General features: G+C 57.7%; 13 protein-coding genes. 10 read left to right on the top strand and 3 right to left on the bottom strand.

The window, feature by feature from the left end; all coding sequences use genetic code 11:
* Positions 1 to 9: 9 nt before the first annotated feature.
* On the bottom strand, positions 10 to 975 hold the full coding sequence (locus tag ACFVTJ_RS10690) for an aliphatic sulfonate ABC transporter substrate-binding protein (protein ID WP_386907140.1): 966 nt from the start codon (positions 973 to 975) through the stop codon (positions 10 to 12).
* Positions 976 to 1,403: 428 nt separating this feature from the next.
* Here ACFVTJ_RS10690 and ACFVTJ_RS10685 point away from each other — a divergent pair, with 428 nt between their 5' ends.
* From ACFVTJ_RS10685 to ACFVTJ_RS10665, 5 genes are all read left to right on the top strand, one after another.
* Positions 1,404 to 2,234, top strand: coding sequence for a MetQ/NlpA family lipoprotein (locus ACFVTJ_RS10685; RefSeq protein WP_386907139.1), 831 nt, complete (start codon positions 1,404 to 1,406; stop codon positions 2,232 to 2,234).
* 72 nt (positions 2,235 to 2,306) lie between these two features.
* Entirely contained in the window at positions 2,307 to 3,374 is a 1,068-nt protein-coding gene (locus tag ACFVTJ_RS10680; RefSeq protein WP_386907138.1) for a methionine ABC transporter ATP-binding protein, read from the top strand.
* Entirely contained in the window at positions 3,367 to 4,020 is a 654-nt protein-coding gene (locus ACFVTJ_RS10675) for a methionine ABC transporter permease (protein ID WP_386907136.1), read from the top strand. Before ACFVTJ_RS10680 ends, ACFVTJ_RS10675 begins: the two co-directional genes overlap by 8 nt.
* A 558-nt stretch (positions 4,021 to 4,578) precedes the next feature.
* A complete protein-coding gene (locus ACFVTJ_RS10670) occupies positions 4,579 to 4,767 on the top strand; it encodes a hypothetical protein (RefSeq protein WP_386907134.1) in 189 nt (62 codons plus the stop codon).
* Between the two features lie 78 nt (positions 4,768 to 4,845).
* Positions 4,846 to 5,886, top strand: coding sequence for an isopenicillin N synthase family dioxygenase (locus ACFVTJ_RS10665; RefSeq protein ID WP_386907132.1), 1,041 nt, complete (start codon positions 4,846 to 4,848; stop codon positions 5,884 to 5,886).
* 19 nt (positions 5,887 to 5,905) lie between these two features.
* Here ACFVTJ_RS10665 and ACFVTJ_RS10660 read toward each other — a convergent pair whose 3' ends face one another.
* Entirely contained in the window at positions 5,906 to 6,877 is a 972-nt protein-coding gene (locus ACFVTJ_RS10660; protein WP_386907130.1) for a fatty acid desaturase, read from the bottom strand.
* A gap of 237 nt (positions 6,878 to 7,114) precedes the next feature.
* On the opposite strand from ACFVTJ_RS10660, the gene ACFVTJ_RS10655 reads away from it, so the two are divergent.
* From ACFVTJ_RS10655 to ACFVTJ_RS10635, 5 genes are all read left to right on the top strand, one after another.
* Positions 7,115 to 8,677, top strand: a complete 1,563-nt coding sequence (locus ACFVTJ_RS10655; protein WP_386907128.1) for an ABC transporter substrate-binding protein — start codon at positions 7,115 to 7,117, stop codon at positions 8,675 to 8,677.
* Positions 8,678 to 8,778: 101 nt separating this feature from the next.
* A complete protein-coding gene (locus tag ACFVTJ_RS10650) occupies positions 8,779 to 9,699 on the top strand; it encodes an ABC transporter permease (protein WP_386907126.1) in 921 nt (306 codons plus the stop codon).
* A complete protein-coding gene (locus ACFVTJ_RS10645) occupies positions 9,696 to 10,529 on the top strand; it encodes an ABC transporter permease (protein WP_262622670.1) in 834 nt (277 codons plus the stop codon). The genes ACFVTJ_RS10650 and ACFVTJ_RS10645 overlap by 4 nt, the downstream gene beginning before the upstream one ends.
* Positions 10,526 to 11,503 carry an ABC transporter ATP-binding protein gene (locus tag ACFVTJ_RS10640; RefSeq protein WP_386907124.1) on the top strand — a complete coding sequence of 326 codons (978 nt, stop codon included), beginning with the start codon at positions 10,526 to 10,528 and terminating at the stop codon, positions 11,501 to 11,503. Before ACFVTJ_RS10645 ends, ACFVTJ_RS10640 begins: the two co-directional genes overlap by 4 nt.
* Complete coding sequence (locus ACFVTJ_RS10635) at positions 11,500 to 12,477, top strand: oligopeptide/dipeptide ABC transporter ATP-binding protein (RefSeq protein WP_386907122.1); 978 nt, start codon at positions 11,500 to 11,502, stop codon at positions 12,475 to 12,477. The genes ACFVTJ_RS10640 and ACFVTJ_RS10635 overlap by 4 nt, the downstream gene beginning before the upstream one ends.
* Here ACFVTJ_RS10635 and ACFVTJ_RS10630 read toward each other — a convergent pair.
* Complete coding sequence (locus ACFVTJ_RS10630) at positions 12,459 to 13,265, bottom strand: phosphate/phosphite/phosphonate ABC transporter substrate-binding protein (RefSeq protein WP_386907120.1); 807 nt, start codon at positions 13,263 to 13,265, stop codon at positions 12,459 to 12,461. The two genes, ACFVTJ_RS10635 and ACFVTJ_RS10630, sit on opposite strands and share 19 nt — an antisense overlap.
* Positions 13,266 to 13,271: the final 6 nt, after the last annotated feature.

Genomic DNA, 13,271 nt, shown 5'->3' with positions numbered 1-13,271 from the left:
GGCGCCTCCTTATTGACCCAGGCTGTTGCCGAATGTCGGATCGATCAAGTCGCCAGCCACTTTCTTTACGTCCACATCAGCCTTGATAACGCCGGCCTGTTGCAAGGCAGCCCCGGCAGCCTCAATCGTGGCGCGCTGTTCATCGCCGATCTTAGAGTAGCTGAGATCGGTCCGCTCAAGTTGCTTTGCAATGACGTTGTCCGGCAATTTTGTCGCATTCACCAGTGCAGCCTTGAGGACCTCAGGCTCGGCAACAGCTTTCTTACGAGCAACCTCATAAGTGGCGATAACGCGTGAAACGATCTGCGGATGTTCTTTCGCGAAGGCCTCGCGAACATTCAGAACACCCCAAGTGTTGTTCTCCGGCTTGCGATAAAACAGGCGATCGCCGTTTTCCACTTCGGCCGAAGCCATCAGAGGATCGAGCCCGGCCCAGGCGTCGACATCTCCGCGTTGCAGGGCAAGCTTGCCGTCTGCATGCTGCAGAAGCACAAGCGAGACATCCTTTTCCGAAAGGCCGGCATCCGCCAGGGCCCGGACCAGGAATATATGCGGGTCCGTTCCACGCGTGACGGCGATGGATTTGCCTTTCAAGTCAGCCACCTTGGAGATACCGGTATCCTTACGGGTGACGAGAGCAGTCCATTCAGGTCGGGAATAGACATAAACGGATTTGATAGGATTGCCGTTGATCCGGCCGATCAGCGCGGCGGCACCGGCTGTGGAGCCGAAATCCAGCGATGACGCATTGAGGAATTCAAGGGCCTTGTTTGACCCAGCAGATTGGACCCAGGTAACCTTGATGCCGTCCTTCGCGAATTCTTTCTCCAGCAGACCATCGCTCTTCAGAACCAGACTGACGGGGTTGTAAGTCGCCCAATCTATACGGATTTCGGAGATCTCGGCGGCAACGGCATGACCCAAAGCCGTTACTGACGCCAAAAGACCGAGCGCCAGGCTAATCACATATTTCATGTCCAACTCCCTTTGAAACGATGAAATTTAATCTATAAATTTCATCGAATACAGGAAGCCGTTCCATTCTAAATTGGACGCCTGGTGTGAAATAAAGCTACCGCCCAGATGCCTGACCTTAGCTCATGGGACACTCAAAGCTGTCTTCCGATAAGGTCCGTCATGATCGCATGTCACCTCATGTGCCGCTCCTTTGCAGCATCAAGCCGACCAGAAAGGCGATTTTCGCGGCATAAAATCAGGGCCAGCAGCAGCGTCACCCCAATAGAACACAAAATCGGTCGAATTTGCTAACTAGCTTTGTTCGACGCAAATTCCTTTTCTCGCAAGTTCGACAATTTGGATTACGCTGCTTGGTGACGCACGATTTCGTCTGACATGCTTTCTGAACATGAGGCACTCGCCTCATTGAACTCAGGGGCGATAAAATGATCAAAAAACTCGGAAACACCACATCTATTTCACGTCGTTTCGGCCTGGTTGCTTTGCTTGCATCCTTTGCAGCAGCGGCAACTGGCGTTACAACAATCTATGCAGCCGACAAGACCATCAAGGTCGGTATTATCAGCGGTGAAGACGAAGACGTATGGCGTGAAGTTACGAAACAGGCCGAGAAAAATGGCCTGAAGATCGAAACGGTTATCTTCAACGATTACACGCAGCCGAATGAGGCTCTGGAGCGCGGCGAAATCAATGCCAACGCCTTCCAGCATAAGCCATATCTTGACAATCAGATCAAGCAGCATGGCTACAAGATCGTCTCCGTCGGATACACGGGCGTATGGCCGATTGGGCTCTATTCCAAGACCCACAAGACGGTGGCTGAGCTGAAGGAAGGCGCCCAGATCGGCGTGCCAAACGATCCCTCGAACGAAGGCCGCGCACTGCGCGTGCTGCAGAACGAAGGTCTGATCAAGCTGAAGGATGGCACCGGAATTCTGGCGACTCTCGCTGATGTCGTAGAGAACCCAAAGAAGCTCAAGATCAAGGAACTTGACGCCGGTATCGTCGGCCGCTCCATCGATGATCTCGATGCAGCCGTCGTCAACACGGATTGGGCCTTGAAAGCGGGCCTCGGCCCGAACAATCGCATTGCCCAGGAACCGACCGCTGACAATCCTTACCGCAACTTCATAGCGGTGAAGGAAGCCGACAAGGATCAGCCCTGGGTGAAGCAGCTGGTCGCATCCTACCAGAACGACGCCGTGAAGGCCGTGTTCGAGAAGGTTTATCGCGGCACGGGTTTGAGCGCTTACTAAGCATAAGCATGGATATGTTTTTGAACGGCGACACGGGCTTGCCCGTGCCGCCCTTCTGGTTTGAGAAAATAGATGAACAGTCACACCACGATTGCAGCGACGAATATTCTTGAAAAGCAGGCAGACGAAATCGTCAGGCTGAACGACGTACGCCGGAGTTTTGGTCACGTCCCCGCGCTGGCTGGCGTCTCCCTTAGCGTCAGCAGGGGTGAGATCCTCGGGATAATCGGGCGGAGCGGCGCCGGGAAATCTACGCTGATCCGATGCCTGAACGGCCTTGAGCGTTCTGACAGTGGCGACATCTTTATCGAGGGCCAGAAGATCGATCGGCTTCCAGAGCGCCAGCTCCAACCGTTGCGCCGCAAGATCGGCATGATCTTCCAACACTTCAATCTTCTTTCAGCCAAAACGGTTGAGGCGAATGTTGCCCTCCCTTTGAAGATCGAAGGACTTGCAAGAAAGGAGCGTCTGCAACGCGCTCATGAAATGCTGGAGCTGGTGGGGCTTGCCGATAAGGCCAAAGCCTATCCCGGGCAACTGTCCGGCGGCCAAAAACAGCGCGTTGGCATTGCCAGAGCGCTTGCGGGAAAGCCCGCACTTCTCCTCTCCGACGAGGCGACATCTGCGCTGGACCCCGAAACAACCCGTTCTATCCTCGCGCTTTTGAAGGACATCAACCGGAAACTCGGGCTGACAATTGTCCTGATAACCCACGAAATGGATGTCGTTCGTGCCATCGCAGACCGCGTTGCCGTTATCGATGCGGGCAGCATCGTGGAGGAAGGCGACGTCTGGTCGGTTTTTTCACGGCCGGAAAAAGACATCACAAAAAGTCTTCTTGCAGGCAGCCGACCACAACTGCCTGGTCATTTGCAAAAGGCAATCGGAGACGCCGGAACGGATATTCTGCTCAGCGTCGATCTTGTTGGGCCTTACGCGCAACAAGCCCTTTTCAGTGATCTTTCAGAAGCATTTTCACAGGGTGCAAGAATAGTGGAGGGCGGTGTTGAGCATATCCAGCGCAAGCCGGTTGCGCGCTTCTTCATAACTCTCCCGAAGGCAAATCCGGATCTGCTGGAGGATGTGAAAAGAAAGTTGAGCGCTTCAGGTGCGCGTGTGGAGGTGCTCGGAAATGTCTGACATCATGATTGAACTTCTGATCCGCTCATTGTGGGAAACGATCCTGATGACTTTTGCCGCCGGCGCGATCTCTCTTGTGGCGGGCCTGCCGCTTGGCCTTGCGCTGGTAGCAACCGCCAAGGACGGCATCGCGGAAAACCTTTGGATCAACAGCATCATTGGCGCCATCGTCAACGCGTTCCGGTCTGTCCCCTTCATCATTTTGCTCGTCGCGCTCATTCCATTGACAAGACTGATCGTTGGAACGTCGCTTGGCACCTGGGCGGCGATCGTTCCGCTGGCTATTGCCGCAACACCCTATTACGCCCGGATAGCGGAGGTGTCTTTGCGCGAGGTCGATCATGGTCTGATTGAAGCGGTCCGCGCCATGGGCGGCAATCGGTGGACTGTCATTCGCGAAGTCCTGGTGCCGGAAGCGCTTCCGGGTATCGTTGCGGGCTTTACCGTCACACTTGTGACCCTCATTGGTGCCTCCGCGATGGCAGGCGCAATCGGTGCCGGAGGCCTCGGCGACCTTGCCATCCGCTACGGATATCAACGCTTCGAAACAAACGTCATGATCGCCGTCGTGGTGGTCTTGATCGTGGTCGTGTGTGGCATTCAGTGGCTAGGTGACAAGATCACGCAGAAACTCGAAAGACACTGAGCACAAAAGTCAGAACCCTGGCGGGTTTCCGCTTTCGGTAGGCGCATTGCAACCGGAAGGGTCGAACACCGCACCGCTAGAAAAAGGAACATTCCTCCGATGCCAGCCAGGTGATCACGGCGGCGATCTTCTCTGGTCGCCGCACCATCGGCCTAACAGCTCTTCGCACACGCGCCATCATCCGCCCAGCCCGGCAGTTCACCGGTTCCGTCAAACCCACGGGACCGATCGCCGGTGACGCCGCCCACCAAGCATGACAGTTCCCTAGACCTGCATTTTTGAGATAATTATCTACGCATTCGCGATATTTCGGAGAAATATAGATTTTTCTTTCGGAAAAGACACAAATCAATGGCTCCGTTTCTAATATTAGTCTATATTTTTTATAGAAACAACGGCAAGAAAGAATTCGGAAATGGCCTTTGCATCCGCTCCGCCTGCATTGACATTGGATCATGTCCGTCACCCCAGGTCGTGTTGTCGCTTCTCTGTGCAGCGAATGCAGACGCCGTCGAAAGGCGGTCCAACCCACAAAGCCAAAATGGGCGGAGAAGCGAAATGCAAAGACAAACGATCGAATATCAAGGACTAGCTGTCGGGATTGCCATTCCTAACGACGACAAGCTGCGGTTCATCGCTGTCAAATTCCACGTTATCGACCTGGACAACCGACAGTTTTCCAGCGTTGCGGAGCTGAAGTCGGCGATCCGGGCGCATCTGGACGGCACACAGGCATTGGCTGCCTGAGCCGCTGAGGACTAGATCATCGGGCGTGCCGCGTACCGAGCGATCAAGGAACCACCCGAAAAAAGCTGGAAACTGGACATGGCGTTTCAATCCGAACCAAACGAAGATACGGCATTGCCAACACTCGACTTTTCCTTTTTCCATTCGCCGGAGAAGCGCGCCGAATTTGTCGGCGACCTTCGTAACGTGCTCCATCACCACGGTTTTTTCTATCTCACAGGCCACGGCGTTGACCCCCGGCTGGTTGAAGATGTGCTGTCGACCTCCAAACGTTTTTTCGCCCTGCCGCTTGAGGAAAAGCTCAAGATCGAGATGGTGAAATCACCGCATTTCCGCGGATATAACCGGGCTGGTCAGGAGCGGACGCGTGGCGAGCAGGACTGGCGCGAACAACTCGATATCAATACCGAAGGCGAACCGGTAAAGATCGGTCCGGATTCACCGCCATGGAAGCGGCTGTTTGGACCCAACCAATGGCCGGAGGCTTTGCCCGAACTCAAGCCCCTGCTCTTGCGATATCAGGCGGAGGTGACTCGGATCGGCATCGATCTCCTCAAGGCGATTGCCGCCGCTCTCGGACAGCCGGAAAATATCTTTGCCGAAATTTACGAGCCCCAGCCGACGCAGCTTCTGAAAATCATCCGCTATCCCGGACGGGATGTTGCCCAAACCGATCAGGGCGTTGGTGCCCACAAGGATGGCGGCTTCGTCACCGTGCTTCTCCAGGATACGACGCCGGGACTACGGGTGCGCACTGAGACAGGAGACTGGATTGACGCGCCGCCGGTGCCAGGAACCTTCATCATCAACACCGGCGAATTGCTGGAACTGGCTACCAACGGATTCGTCCGCGCAGACGTCCATGACGTCGTGGCGCCGCCGGCGGGTGTCGAGCGCTTCTCCGTCGCCTTCTTCCTCGGGTCACGCTATGATGCGACAATACCGGTCATCGAGTTGCCGGACGAGTTGAAGCGCTCTGAACGGGGCATCACCGTCGACCCCCTGAATCCGATTTTCCGGGAAGTGGGCCAGAACCATCTGAAAAGCCGATTGCGCTCGCATCCTGACGTCGCCCTCGCACATCACGCCGATCTTCTGTCGCCGCAACAGGTGCCGTGACCTTTGTCACCCGATACGATCAAGCATTCGTTGCAGCATCAACGGACGTTGCGTCATGATGACGAGGATGACGGGGATCGTCATGGGATTTCAGGAAAAAGCGACGGGCAACATCGAGATAGCCGTTATAGACGAGGCCGCCATTGATCGTGACTAGAGCGTTTCGGTGGCGACGGTAGAGAACAGGGATTCTGTACCAGGGGACGGCAGGCAATTTGTGATGCAGCACATGCAGATTATTGTAAAGAAACAACAGCCCGAATAGCGGGCTGTTCTCAACGATCGCGGTGCGCTCATCCTGATGCTCGGCGTAGCGGTGCTCCGCATAGGACCGGAGCCTGCTCAGCGCCGCGCCAGTATAAACAAACCCAAAGAGATAGAGCCAGAGAGGCATTGCGCAAACCACCACTACCCAGGTCAGAACGACCGCAACACCAACCGCATGCCGCGCCCACAGCACCGCCCGTCTCCTGTCCCCCTTGAAGAGCGATGAAGCCTCCTGCAACAGAAAACTGGCGATCATCACCAGCGGTCCAAGCGTCAATCGCCCCAGCAAGGTCGTGTTCCAGAGCGCCAGATACCGGCCAATCAACCCCATTTTCTCCCAGGCGGTCCGGGTAAAATAAGAGGATTCCGGATCCTCGATCGGATCGGTCAGATGTTCGTCGCGGTGGTGGGTCAGATGTCCTTCCCGGTAAATGGTGTAGGGCAGCCAGAGGGATAAAGGTGGCCAGCCTATCGCATCATTGACGGCGCGAGAGCGGGTGGGATGCCCGTGAATAACCTCATGCTGAAGCGACCCATGCCAAGCGACCAGCCATCCGCCAAGACCGATAATGACGAGAACCGGCAGAGATTGCCAGAACCATGTCACGGCAAGGAAGCCACCGTAGATAACGACTGCCAGAGACACCGTCTGCCATTCGATGCGGGCTATGACTGGAGGATTGGCGGAGGAGAGGAAGGTATCAGGAGATGGACGATGGGACATAAGCAAGGTTTCCGCCGAGACTGGTTTCGCGCACCACTATAGTTCCGGGCGTTCGCGGCCGCGCCGCACGGCTTTGCATCGAGGAAGCCAAAAAGGGAAAAATGGTTTTGCAACAGAGTTCCAGAGAAAATATTTATTCTATAAATATTGTAGATTATTGGCTTTAATCCCTCCATCGAATTGATGAGCGCTACCTGCTTTTTGGCCGGTGAGCGCTTCGTACCGGAGGGGCTCTTCTTGACTTTTAACACTACACGCCGGCAGGTGCTCGTCGGCGGCGCGTCCATTGCGGGTCTCGTCGCTTTTGGGGGTGTAAATCCCGTCTTTGCCAATGCCGACCGATCCAGGATTGTCGTCCGCGTCGAGAAGGACCTTTCAAATCTCGATCCGGCCAACCGCTCCGGCCCGATCGATCTCAACGTCCTGTGGTCAGTGCAGCAGGGCCTGATCTCTTTCAAGCCGGGTTCGACGGACTGGGAACTCGATGCTGCCGAACAACTGGAACAGGTGAGCGACACCGAAATCCGTTTCAAACTGCGCAGTGGCCTTACCTTTACCGGCGGTTATGGCGAACTGACAGCCGAAGACGTGAAATTTTCCTTCGAACGTTTCCTGAAACCCGATGCCGAAGGCAAACCCGTTACCTATGCCAAGGACTGGTCCGCTCTTGACCGCGTCGAGGTCACAAGCCCGCTCGAAGGCCGCATTATCCTGAAGCAGCCGGCACCGGCGCTCTATACGATCGCACTGGCCGATGGATCGGGCCGTATCATTTCCAGGAAGGCGTTCGAAGCGCTGGGCAAGGACATTGCCACGAAACTGATCGGCAGCGGTCCATACCTTCTCAAGGAATGGGTTCCGCGCGAGCACTTCACCCTGGAAATCAACCCCGACTACAAGGGTCCGATCAAGCCTCACTTCCAGCAGATCGTCGGAAAACCCATCGGGGAACAAAAGACGTCGGAAATCGCCTTCCGGTCCGGCGAGATCGATTTTACAGCGATCGACCCGGAGAGCGGCAAGGCGCTCGCGAACCTGCCGGATGCGAGCGTGACGGAAATTCCCGCCATCGACTATGTCTGGTTCGGTCCGAATATCGAGAAGGCTCCCTTCAACGACATTCGAGTGCGTCAGGCGATCCGTTATGCCGTCGACATCGACGCGATCCTGCAGGGCGCCTATTCCGGTATCTATCCGCGCGCCAATTCGCTGCTGGCGCCAAGCCTGCTCGGCTACTGGAAAGAGGCTCCGGTCTACACAAGAGACCTGGAAAAGGCGCAGGCATTGCTTGCAGAAGCCGGCCACGCGAACGGTTTCAAGACCAAGCTCACCATTGAAGCGACGGCGCGTTACGAGGCCATCGCCCAGATCATTCAGGCCAACCTCTCCGAAGTCGGTATCGAGGTGGAAATCGAGGCGCTGGAATCCGCCGCCTACTGGGCGCTCGGCAAAAATGACGCCAGCAAAGATCTCGAACTCTCGCTCGTCAAATTCAACGGAAAATTCGACCCTGGCTTCCAGACGCAATGGTTCACTTCCGCGCAGGTCGGCCAGTGGAACTGGCAACGCTGGAAGAACCCGGATTACGATGCGCTGCATGAAAAGGGCGGCGTCACAGTCGATCGCACCGAACGCGAAAAGATTTACATCGAGGCCCAGAAGTTGCTCGACGAATCCGCGGCCTTCATCTGGATCACGCATAATCTGAATGCTTTTGCCTCGCGCAAGTGGCTTAAGCCTGGTGTTCTTCCAAATGGCAACAACTGGATCTATACGGCATTCACGGAAGCAACGGCCTGATATTGTGCGCGTTTTTTCAATGCTGACAGGGATGTGCTGAGGTGAGGAGCACGTCCTTACACATTCATCTGGCCTTCAAGCTGGTCACGGCGCTCCTCGCCGTGGCCGGCTCCGTTGTTTTATTGATGGCGTTAACCCGGCTGATCCCCGGCGACCCTGCAACGGTGATCCTCGGCTCACGCGCAACGCCTGAGGCAGTGGCGGCGCTCAACGCGCGCATCGGTCTCGACAAGCCGTTAATCGAACAGGTATTCACCTTTTTCGGCCGACTGGTTTTCGGGGATCTTGGCGAAGACGTTTTCAACGGTCGCCCGGTAATTAGCCTTGTTGCAGCCGCCTTGCCGAACACCGTGGCGTTGGCCGTTTCCGCCATGCTCTGCGCCATTGCGCTCGGCGTGCCGCTTGCTCTTGTCTCCGCGCGCTGGCCGGGCGGCAGGATGGACCGCCTCGTCGCGTTCCTGAGCGTCGGGTTCATCTCGACGCCGAGCTTTGTCGTCTCGGTCTTCCTCCTGATGATGTTCTCGGTGAAGCTGCGCTGGTTCCCGGTACTGGGCGCCGGACAGAGCGGCGACATCACCGACCAGCTCTGGCATCTCGCCTTGCCCACGGCGGCGCTGGCCGCCGGCTGGATCGGCTATATCGCTCGTCTGCTGCGCGCCTCGTTGCTTGAGGTACTGGGCGAAAACCAAATCCGCACCTTGCGTGCTTATGGTGTCAGCGAAATCAAAATACTCGTGAAATATGCGCTAAAGCCGGCGGTGCTGCCCACTGTGGCGGTGCTCGGCATGGGCTTCGGCGAGCTCTTGGGCGGGGCGGTTTTTGCCGAAGTCATTTTCAACCGTCCCGGCCTCGGTTCGTTGATCTACGATGCGATCCGCACCCGCAACTATCCCGTGGTTCAGGGCGGCGTCTTTGTCATCGTGCTGCTTTACATCCTGACCAACCTCCTTGCGGACCTTTCCCAGAGCCTGCTCGATCCGCGCGAGCGCGCCCGGCTCTTATCTGGAAGGCAAGAACAATGACCGTCCTCCACGATCTGTCCCGCCGGCCCGGCGGCACTTTCGCGCTGTTTGCCGTCACGCTGCTCTGTCTGGTGGCAATCGCTGCTCCGCTGATCGCCCCGTATGGCCCGAACGCGATCGCGCCGGCCAACCGGTTCATGGACCCGTCGCTGCAACATCTTCTGGGCACCGACCATCTCGGGCGGGACATATTGAGCCGTGTTATCTACGGCGCTCGGATAGCGCTCGGCATTTCTCTCTCCGTCATCGCCATTTCGCTGACGGCGGGTGTGGCGCTTGGCGTGGCTGCCGCGCTTTCCTCACGTGTCGTGGACCTCTTCATCGTCGGTATCTTCGATGTCGTGACATCGTTTCCAAGCATCATTCTTGCCCTGGCGCTTGTCGCCGTCTTCGGCCCAGGTCTTGGCAACGTCGTCCTGCTTGTCAGTATCGTCTTCATCCCGCATTTCGGCCGGGTTGCCCGCGCCCAGACGATCGCGATCCGCAACAGCCCCTTCATCGAAGCAGAAAGGGTTCTCGGCGCGGAAACGTGGCGGGTGGTGGCGCATCACGTCACGCCCAACATCATCGGTCCGATTTTCGTGCTGGCATGCATGGACATCCCCGTCGTCATCACCATCGAAGCGGGGTTGAGCTTTCTTGGGCTTGGGGTGCGCCCGCCACTGGCAAGCTGGGGCAATCTCCTCAATGACGGCTACACCTATCTCGACCAGTCGGTATGGCTTGCCACCTTTTCCGGCCTGGCGCTGATCCTCGCGACGCTCGGTTTTGCACTTCTCGGTGAAGCACTGCGCGACACGCTCGATCCGAAGCTGAGGAAAAGCCTGTGACAGACGCACTGCTCCTCATCGAAAATCTCAACGTGTCTTACAAGAACGCCGGACACAGCGCGCATATTCTCGACGGCGTCGACATCACTATCGGCCGCCGCCAGTCAGTCGGCCTTGTCGGCGAAAGCGGCAGCGGCAAATCAACGGTTGCCTTCACCCTGCTCGGCCTGCTTGCCGATAATGCTGAAATTTCGGCAGACCGTGCAGCCTTTGACGGGCGTGAGACAGACCTGACACCAGCGGAGACAGCGGGTCTGCGCGGTACCGACATTGCGATGGTTTTTCAAGACCCCATGACCGCGCTGAACCCGATGTTCACGATCGGCACTCAGCTTGTCGATATTCAGCGCCGGCGGTTTCCAAAGGAAAGCCGGCGTACGCTCTGGGCACGGGCAGAGACGGTGCTGTCCGATGTGGGGTTGCAGGATGCCGCCTTGCGCATGCACCGTTATCCGCACGAATTCTCCGGCGGCATGCGGCAACGCGTTGTGATAGCCATGGCGCTTCTGGTCGAGCCGAAGCTGCTGATTGCCGACGAACCGACGACCGCGCTTGACGCCACGGTCGAAGCGCAGGTGGTGGAGATGCTGCATAGGCTGCGGCAACGCACTGTCGCTTCCATGCTGGTCGTCAGCCACAGCATGGGGCTGATTGCGGAACTCTGCGACAGCGTCATCGTAATGTATGCGGGAACGGTGGTGGAAAACGGCCGGGTAGCAGACGTTCTGCATCATCCCAAACATCCTTATACCCGCGCCTTGCTCAACTGCGAGATCGACCCTTACGCCGCCTACGACCGGCTGCAGGATCTTGCCACTATTCCCGGCACCGTTCCCGATCCCGCCCGGCGGCCACAGGGTTGCGTCTTTGCGCAACGATGTCCCTCCCGACACGACCGGTGCGTTGAAAAGCCGCCACGCCGGCTGGCAAAAACCGGGCAGACCTTCTCTTGCTGGCTGGAGGCGGCGGCATGACGACCACCCCTGTCCTCTCCCTGACAAATGCCGTGATCCGCTATGACCGGCTGACCGCCGTTGATGGCGTATCGCTTGATCTGTATTCTGGCGAAACCCTGGGTTTGGTCGGGGAAAGCGGATGCGGAAAATCTTCCCTCGCCCGTGCAATCGTCGGGCTTCAGCCACTTGCCGCAGGAACGCTTTCCGTCGCCGGAGAAACGCTCACCAATGTGACGGCGGCCCGTCGTAAAGATCTGCAGCGCCGCATTCAGCTCCTGTTCCAGGATCCTGCCGCCTCGCTTTCACCGCGCATGAAGGTGGGGGCACTTTTGGCCGAGCCGCTTAAAATCCGCAAAGTGCATTCCGCCGAGAGCTGGGCGCGGATATCCGCGCTTGCGGAAAGCATCGGTCTCGGCGAACAGCTTCTTTCACGGTATCCGCATCAACTGAGCGGCGGGCAAGCGCGCCGTGTGGCGCTTGTGCGCGCGCTTGCAGCCGAACCCTCGATCATCGTTGCCGATGAACCCACCGCTGGTCTCGACATCTCCATTCAGGGCGAACTGCTCAATCTCCTGCGCACGCTTCGGGATCGTCTGAAGCTCAGCTATCTGCTCATCTCGCACAATCTCAATGTCGTTGGCCGCGTTACCGATCGTGTCGCCGTGATGTATCTTGGCCAGATCGTTGAGAGCGGGCCGACATCCGATTTGTTTCGCAATCCCGCGCATCCCTATACGCAGGCGTTGCTCTCCGCCAACCTTACGCTCGATCCCGGCCGCCGACGTGAACGCATTGTGCTTTCCGGAGAATTGCCAAGCCCCGGCAGCCCGCCTTCCGGCTGCCGTTTCCACAAACGCTGTCCGCTGGCGCGTCTCCGCTGTTCAAGCGAAGTGCCATCGCTTGTTCCTGCCGGCTCATTGGGCCGTAGCGTCGCCTGCCATTTCCCGCTCCTGGTGGACGCCGACGCCACGCCTCAGGCGATTACGGGGTAACCATGACGCGCAGCATCCCGATCAAGCTCAGCCAGTACCTCATAATCGGCATCTCCAAGCAAACTGATGCCACGCAACGAAAGCGTATCGCAGACGCCGGCAAGCTCGGGATCAGCGATGGTCTCCGCCAGTGCCCTCCGCAAAATGATCAGTTCCCTGGCCGGTGTCGCCGCAGCCGTGATGAAAGGCAGGCCTGGTCCCCTGGCCGTTTCGGCAAGGATGCGCACGCCTGCGACGCGCTGCGGATCGAAGCGTTGCGTATTGCCAAAAGTGACACAATCTACGGAAGCGACGTCGGCCTCGCCCTTCGAAACCGCATCGATGCTCGCCAGATGACCGCCGGTTTCCTGTACCGAGGAAAAAAACCGGCCATCCCTGGCATGCGGCGCAATGAAAGCGCGAAAGAGGTTGTAACCGGAATTGCTGCCCGGCTCGTTGATGGCAGCTCTGGCGCCCCGCAGCTCCTCGATCGACTGGACCGGCGACGACGCCTTGACGACGATGAAGCTGCATTTGAGCGGACCGTCGCAGCCGGGAAGGTTGTAGACGGGGGTCGCCACCAGTTGCACCTTGCCACGCAGGCGCTGCACATAGGGATATCCACAGGTCTGACCGAACACCAGGTCGGGCCGCAACCATGCCTCGTCGTAGCGGATCTCATCGTCCAGCGCCCGGGGCGCATCAACTCCAGCGGCGCGAAGGCGTGTGCCGAGCGCAACCCAGAACAACGTCGTCGCTTCGCTGACGGGCGAAGGACTGGCATACATGGCAAGGCTTGCGAGCGGCATCGGGGA

Source organism: Agrobacterium sp. NPDC058088, from assembly GCF_042885035.1.
Taxonomy (GTDB): Bacteria; Pseudomonadota; Alphaproteobacteria; order Rhizobiales; family Rhizobiaceae; genus Agrobacterium.
This window is presented reverse-complemented; position numbering and strand designations above follow the sequence as displayed.

Excerpts from the sequence above, each read along its gene's own strand:
- ACFVTJ_RS10685 (WP_386907139.1), top strand. The coding sequence starts at position 1,404 with ATGATCAAAAAACTCGGAAACACCACATCTATTTCACGTCGTTTCGGC.
- ACFVTJ_RS10630 (WP_386907120.1), bottom strand. The coding sequence starts at position 13,265 with ATGCCGCTCGCAAGCCTTGCCATGTATGCCAGTCCTTCGCCCGTCAGC.
- ACFVTJ_RS10675 (WP_386907136.1), top strand. The coding sequence starts at position 3,367 with ATGTCTGACATCATGATTGAACTTCTGATCCGCTCATTGTGGGAAACG.
- ACFVTJ_RS10680 (WP_386907138.1), top strand. The coding sequence starts at position 2,307 with ATGAACAGTCACACCACGATTGCAGCGACGAATATTCTTGAAAAGCAG.
- ACFVTJ_RS10690 (WP_386907140.1), bottom strand. The coding sequence starts at position 975 with ATGAAATATGTGATTAGCCTGGCGCTCGGTCTTTTGGCGTCAGTAACG.
- ACFVTJ_RS10670 (WP_386907134.1), top strand. The coding sequence starts at position 4,579 with ATGCAAAGACAAACGATCGAATATCAAGGACTAGCTGTCGGGATTGCC.
- ACFVTJ_RS10635 (WP_386907122.1), top strand. The coding sequence starts at position 11,500 with ATGACGACCACCCCTGTCCTCTCCCTGACAAATGCCGTGATCCGCTAT.
- ACFVTJ_RS10665 (WP_386907132.1), top strand. The coding sequence starts at position 4,846 with ATGGCGTTTCAATCCGAACCAAACGAAGATACGGCATTGCCAACACTC.
- ACFVTJ_RS10660 (WP_386907130.1), bottom strand. The coding sequence starts at position 6,877 with ATGTCCCATCGTCCATCTCCTGATACCTTCCTCTCCTCCGCCAATCCT.
- ACFVTJ_RS10645 (WP_262622670.1), top strand. The coding sequence starts at position 9,696 with ATGACCGTCCTCCACGATCTGTCCCGCCGGCCCGGCGGCACTTTCGCG.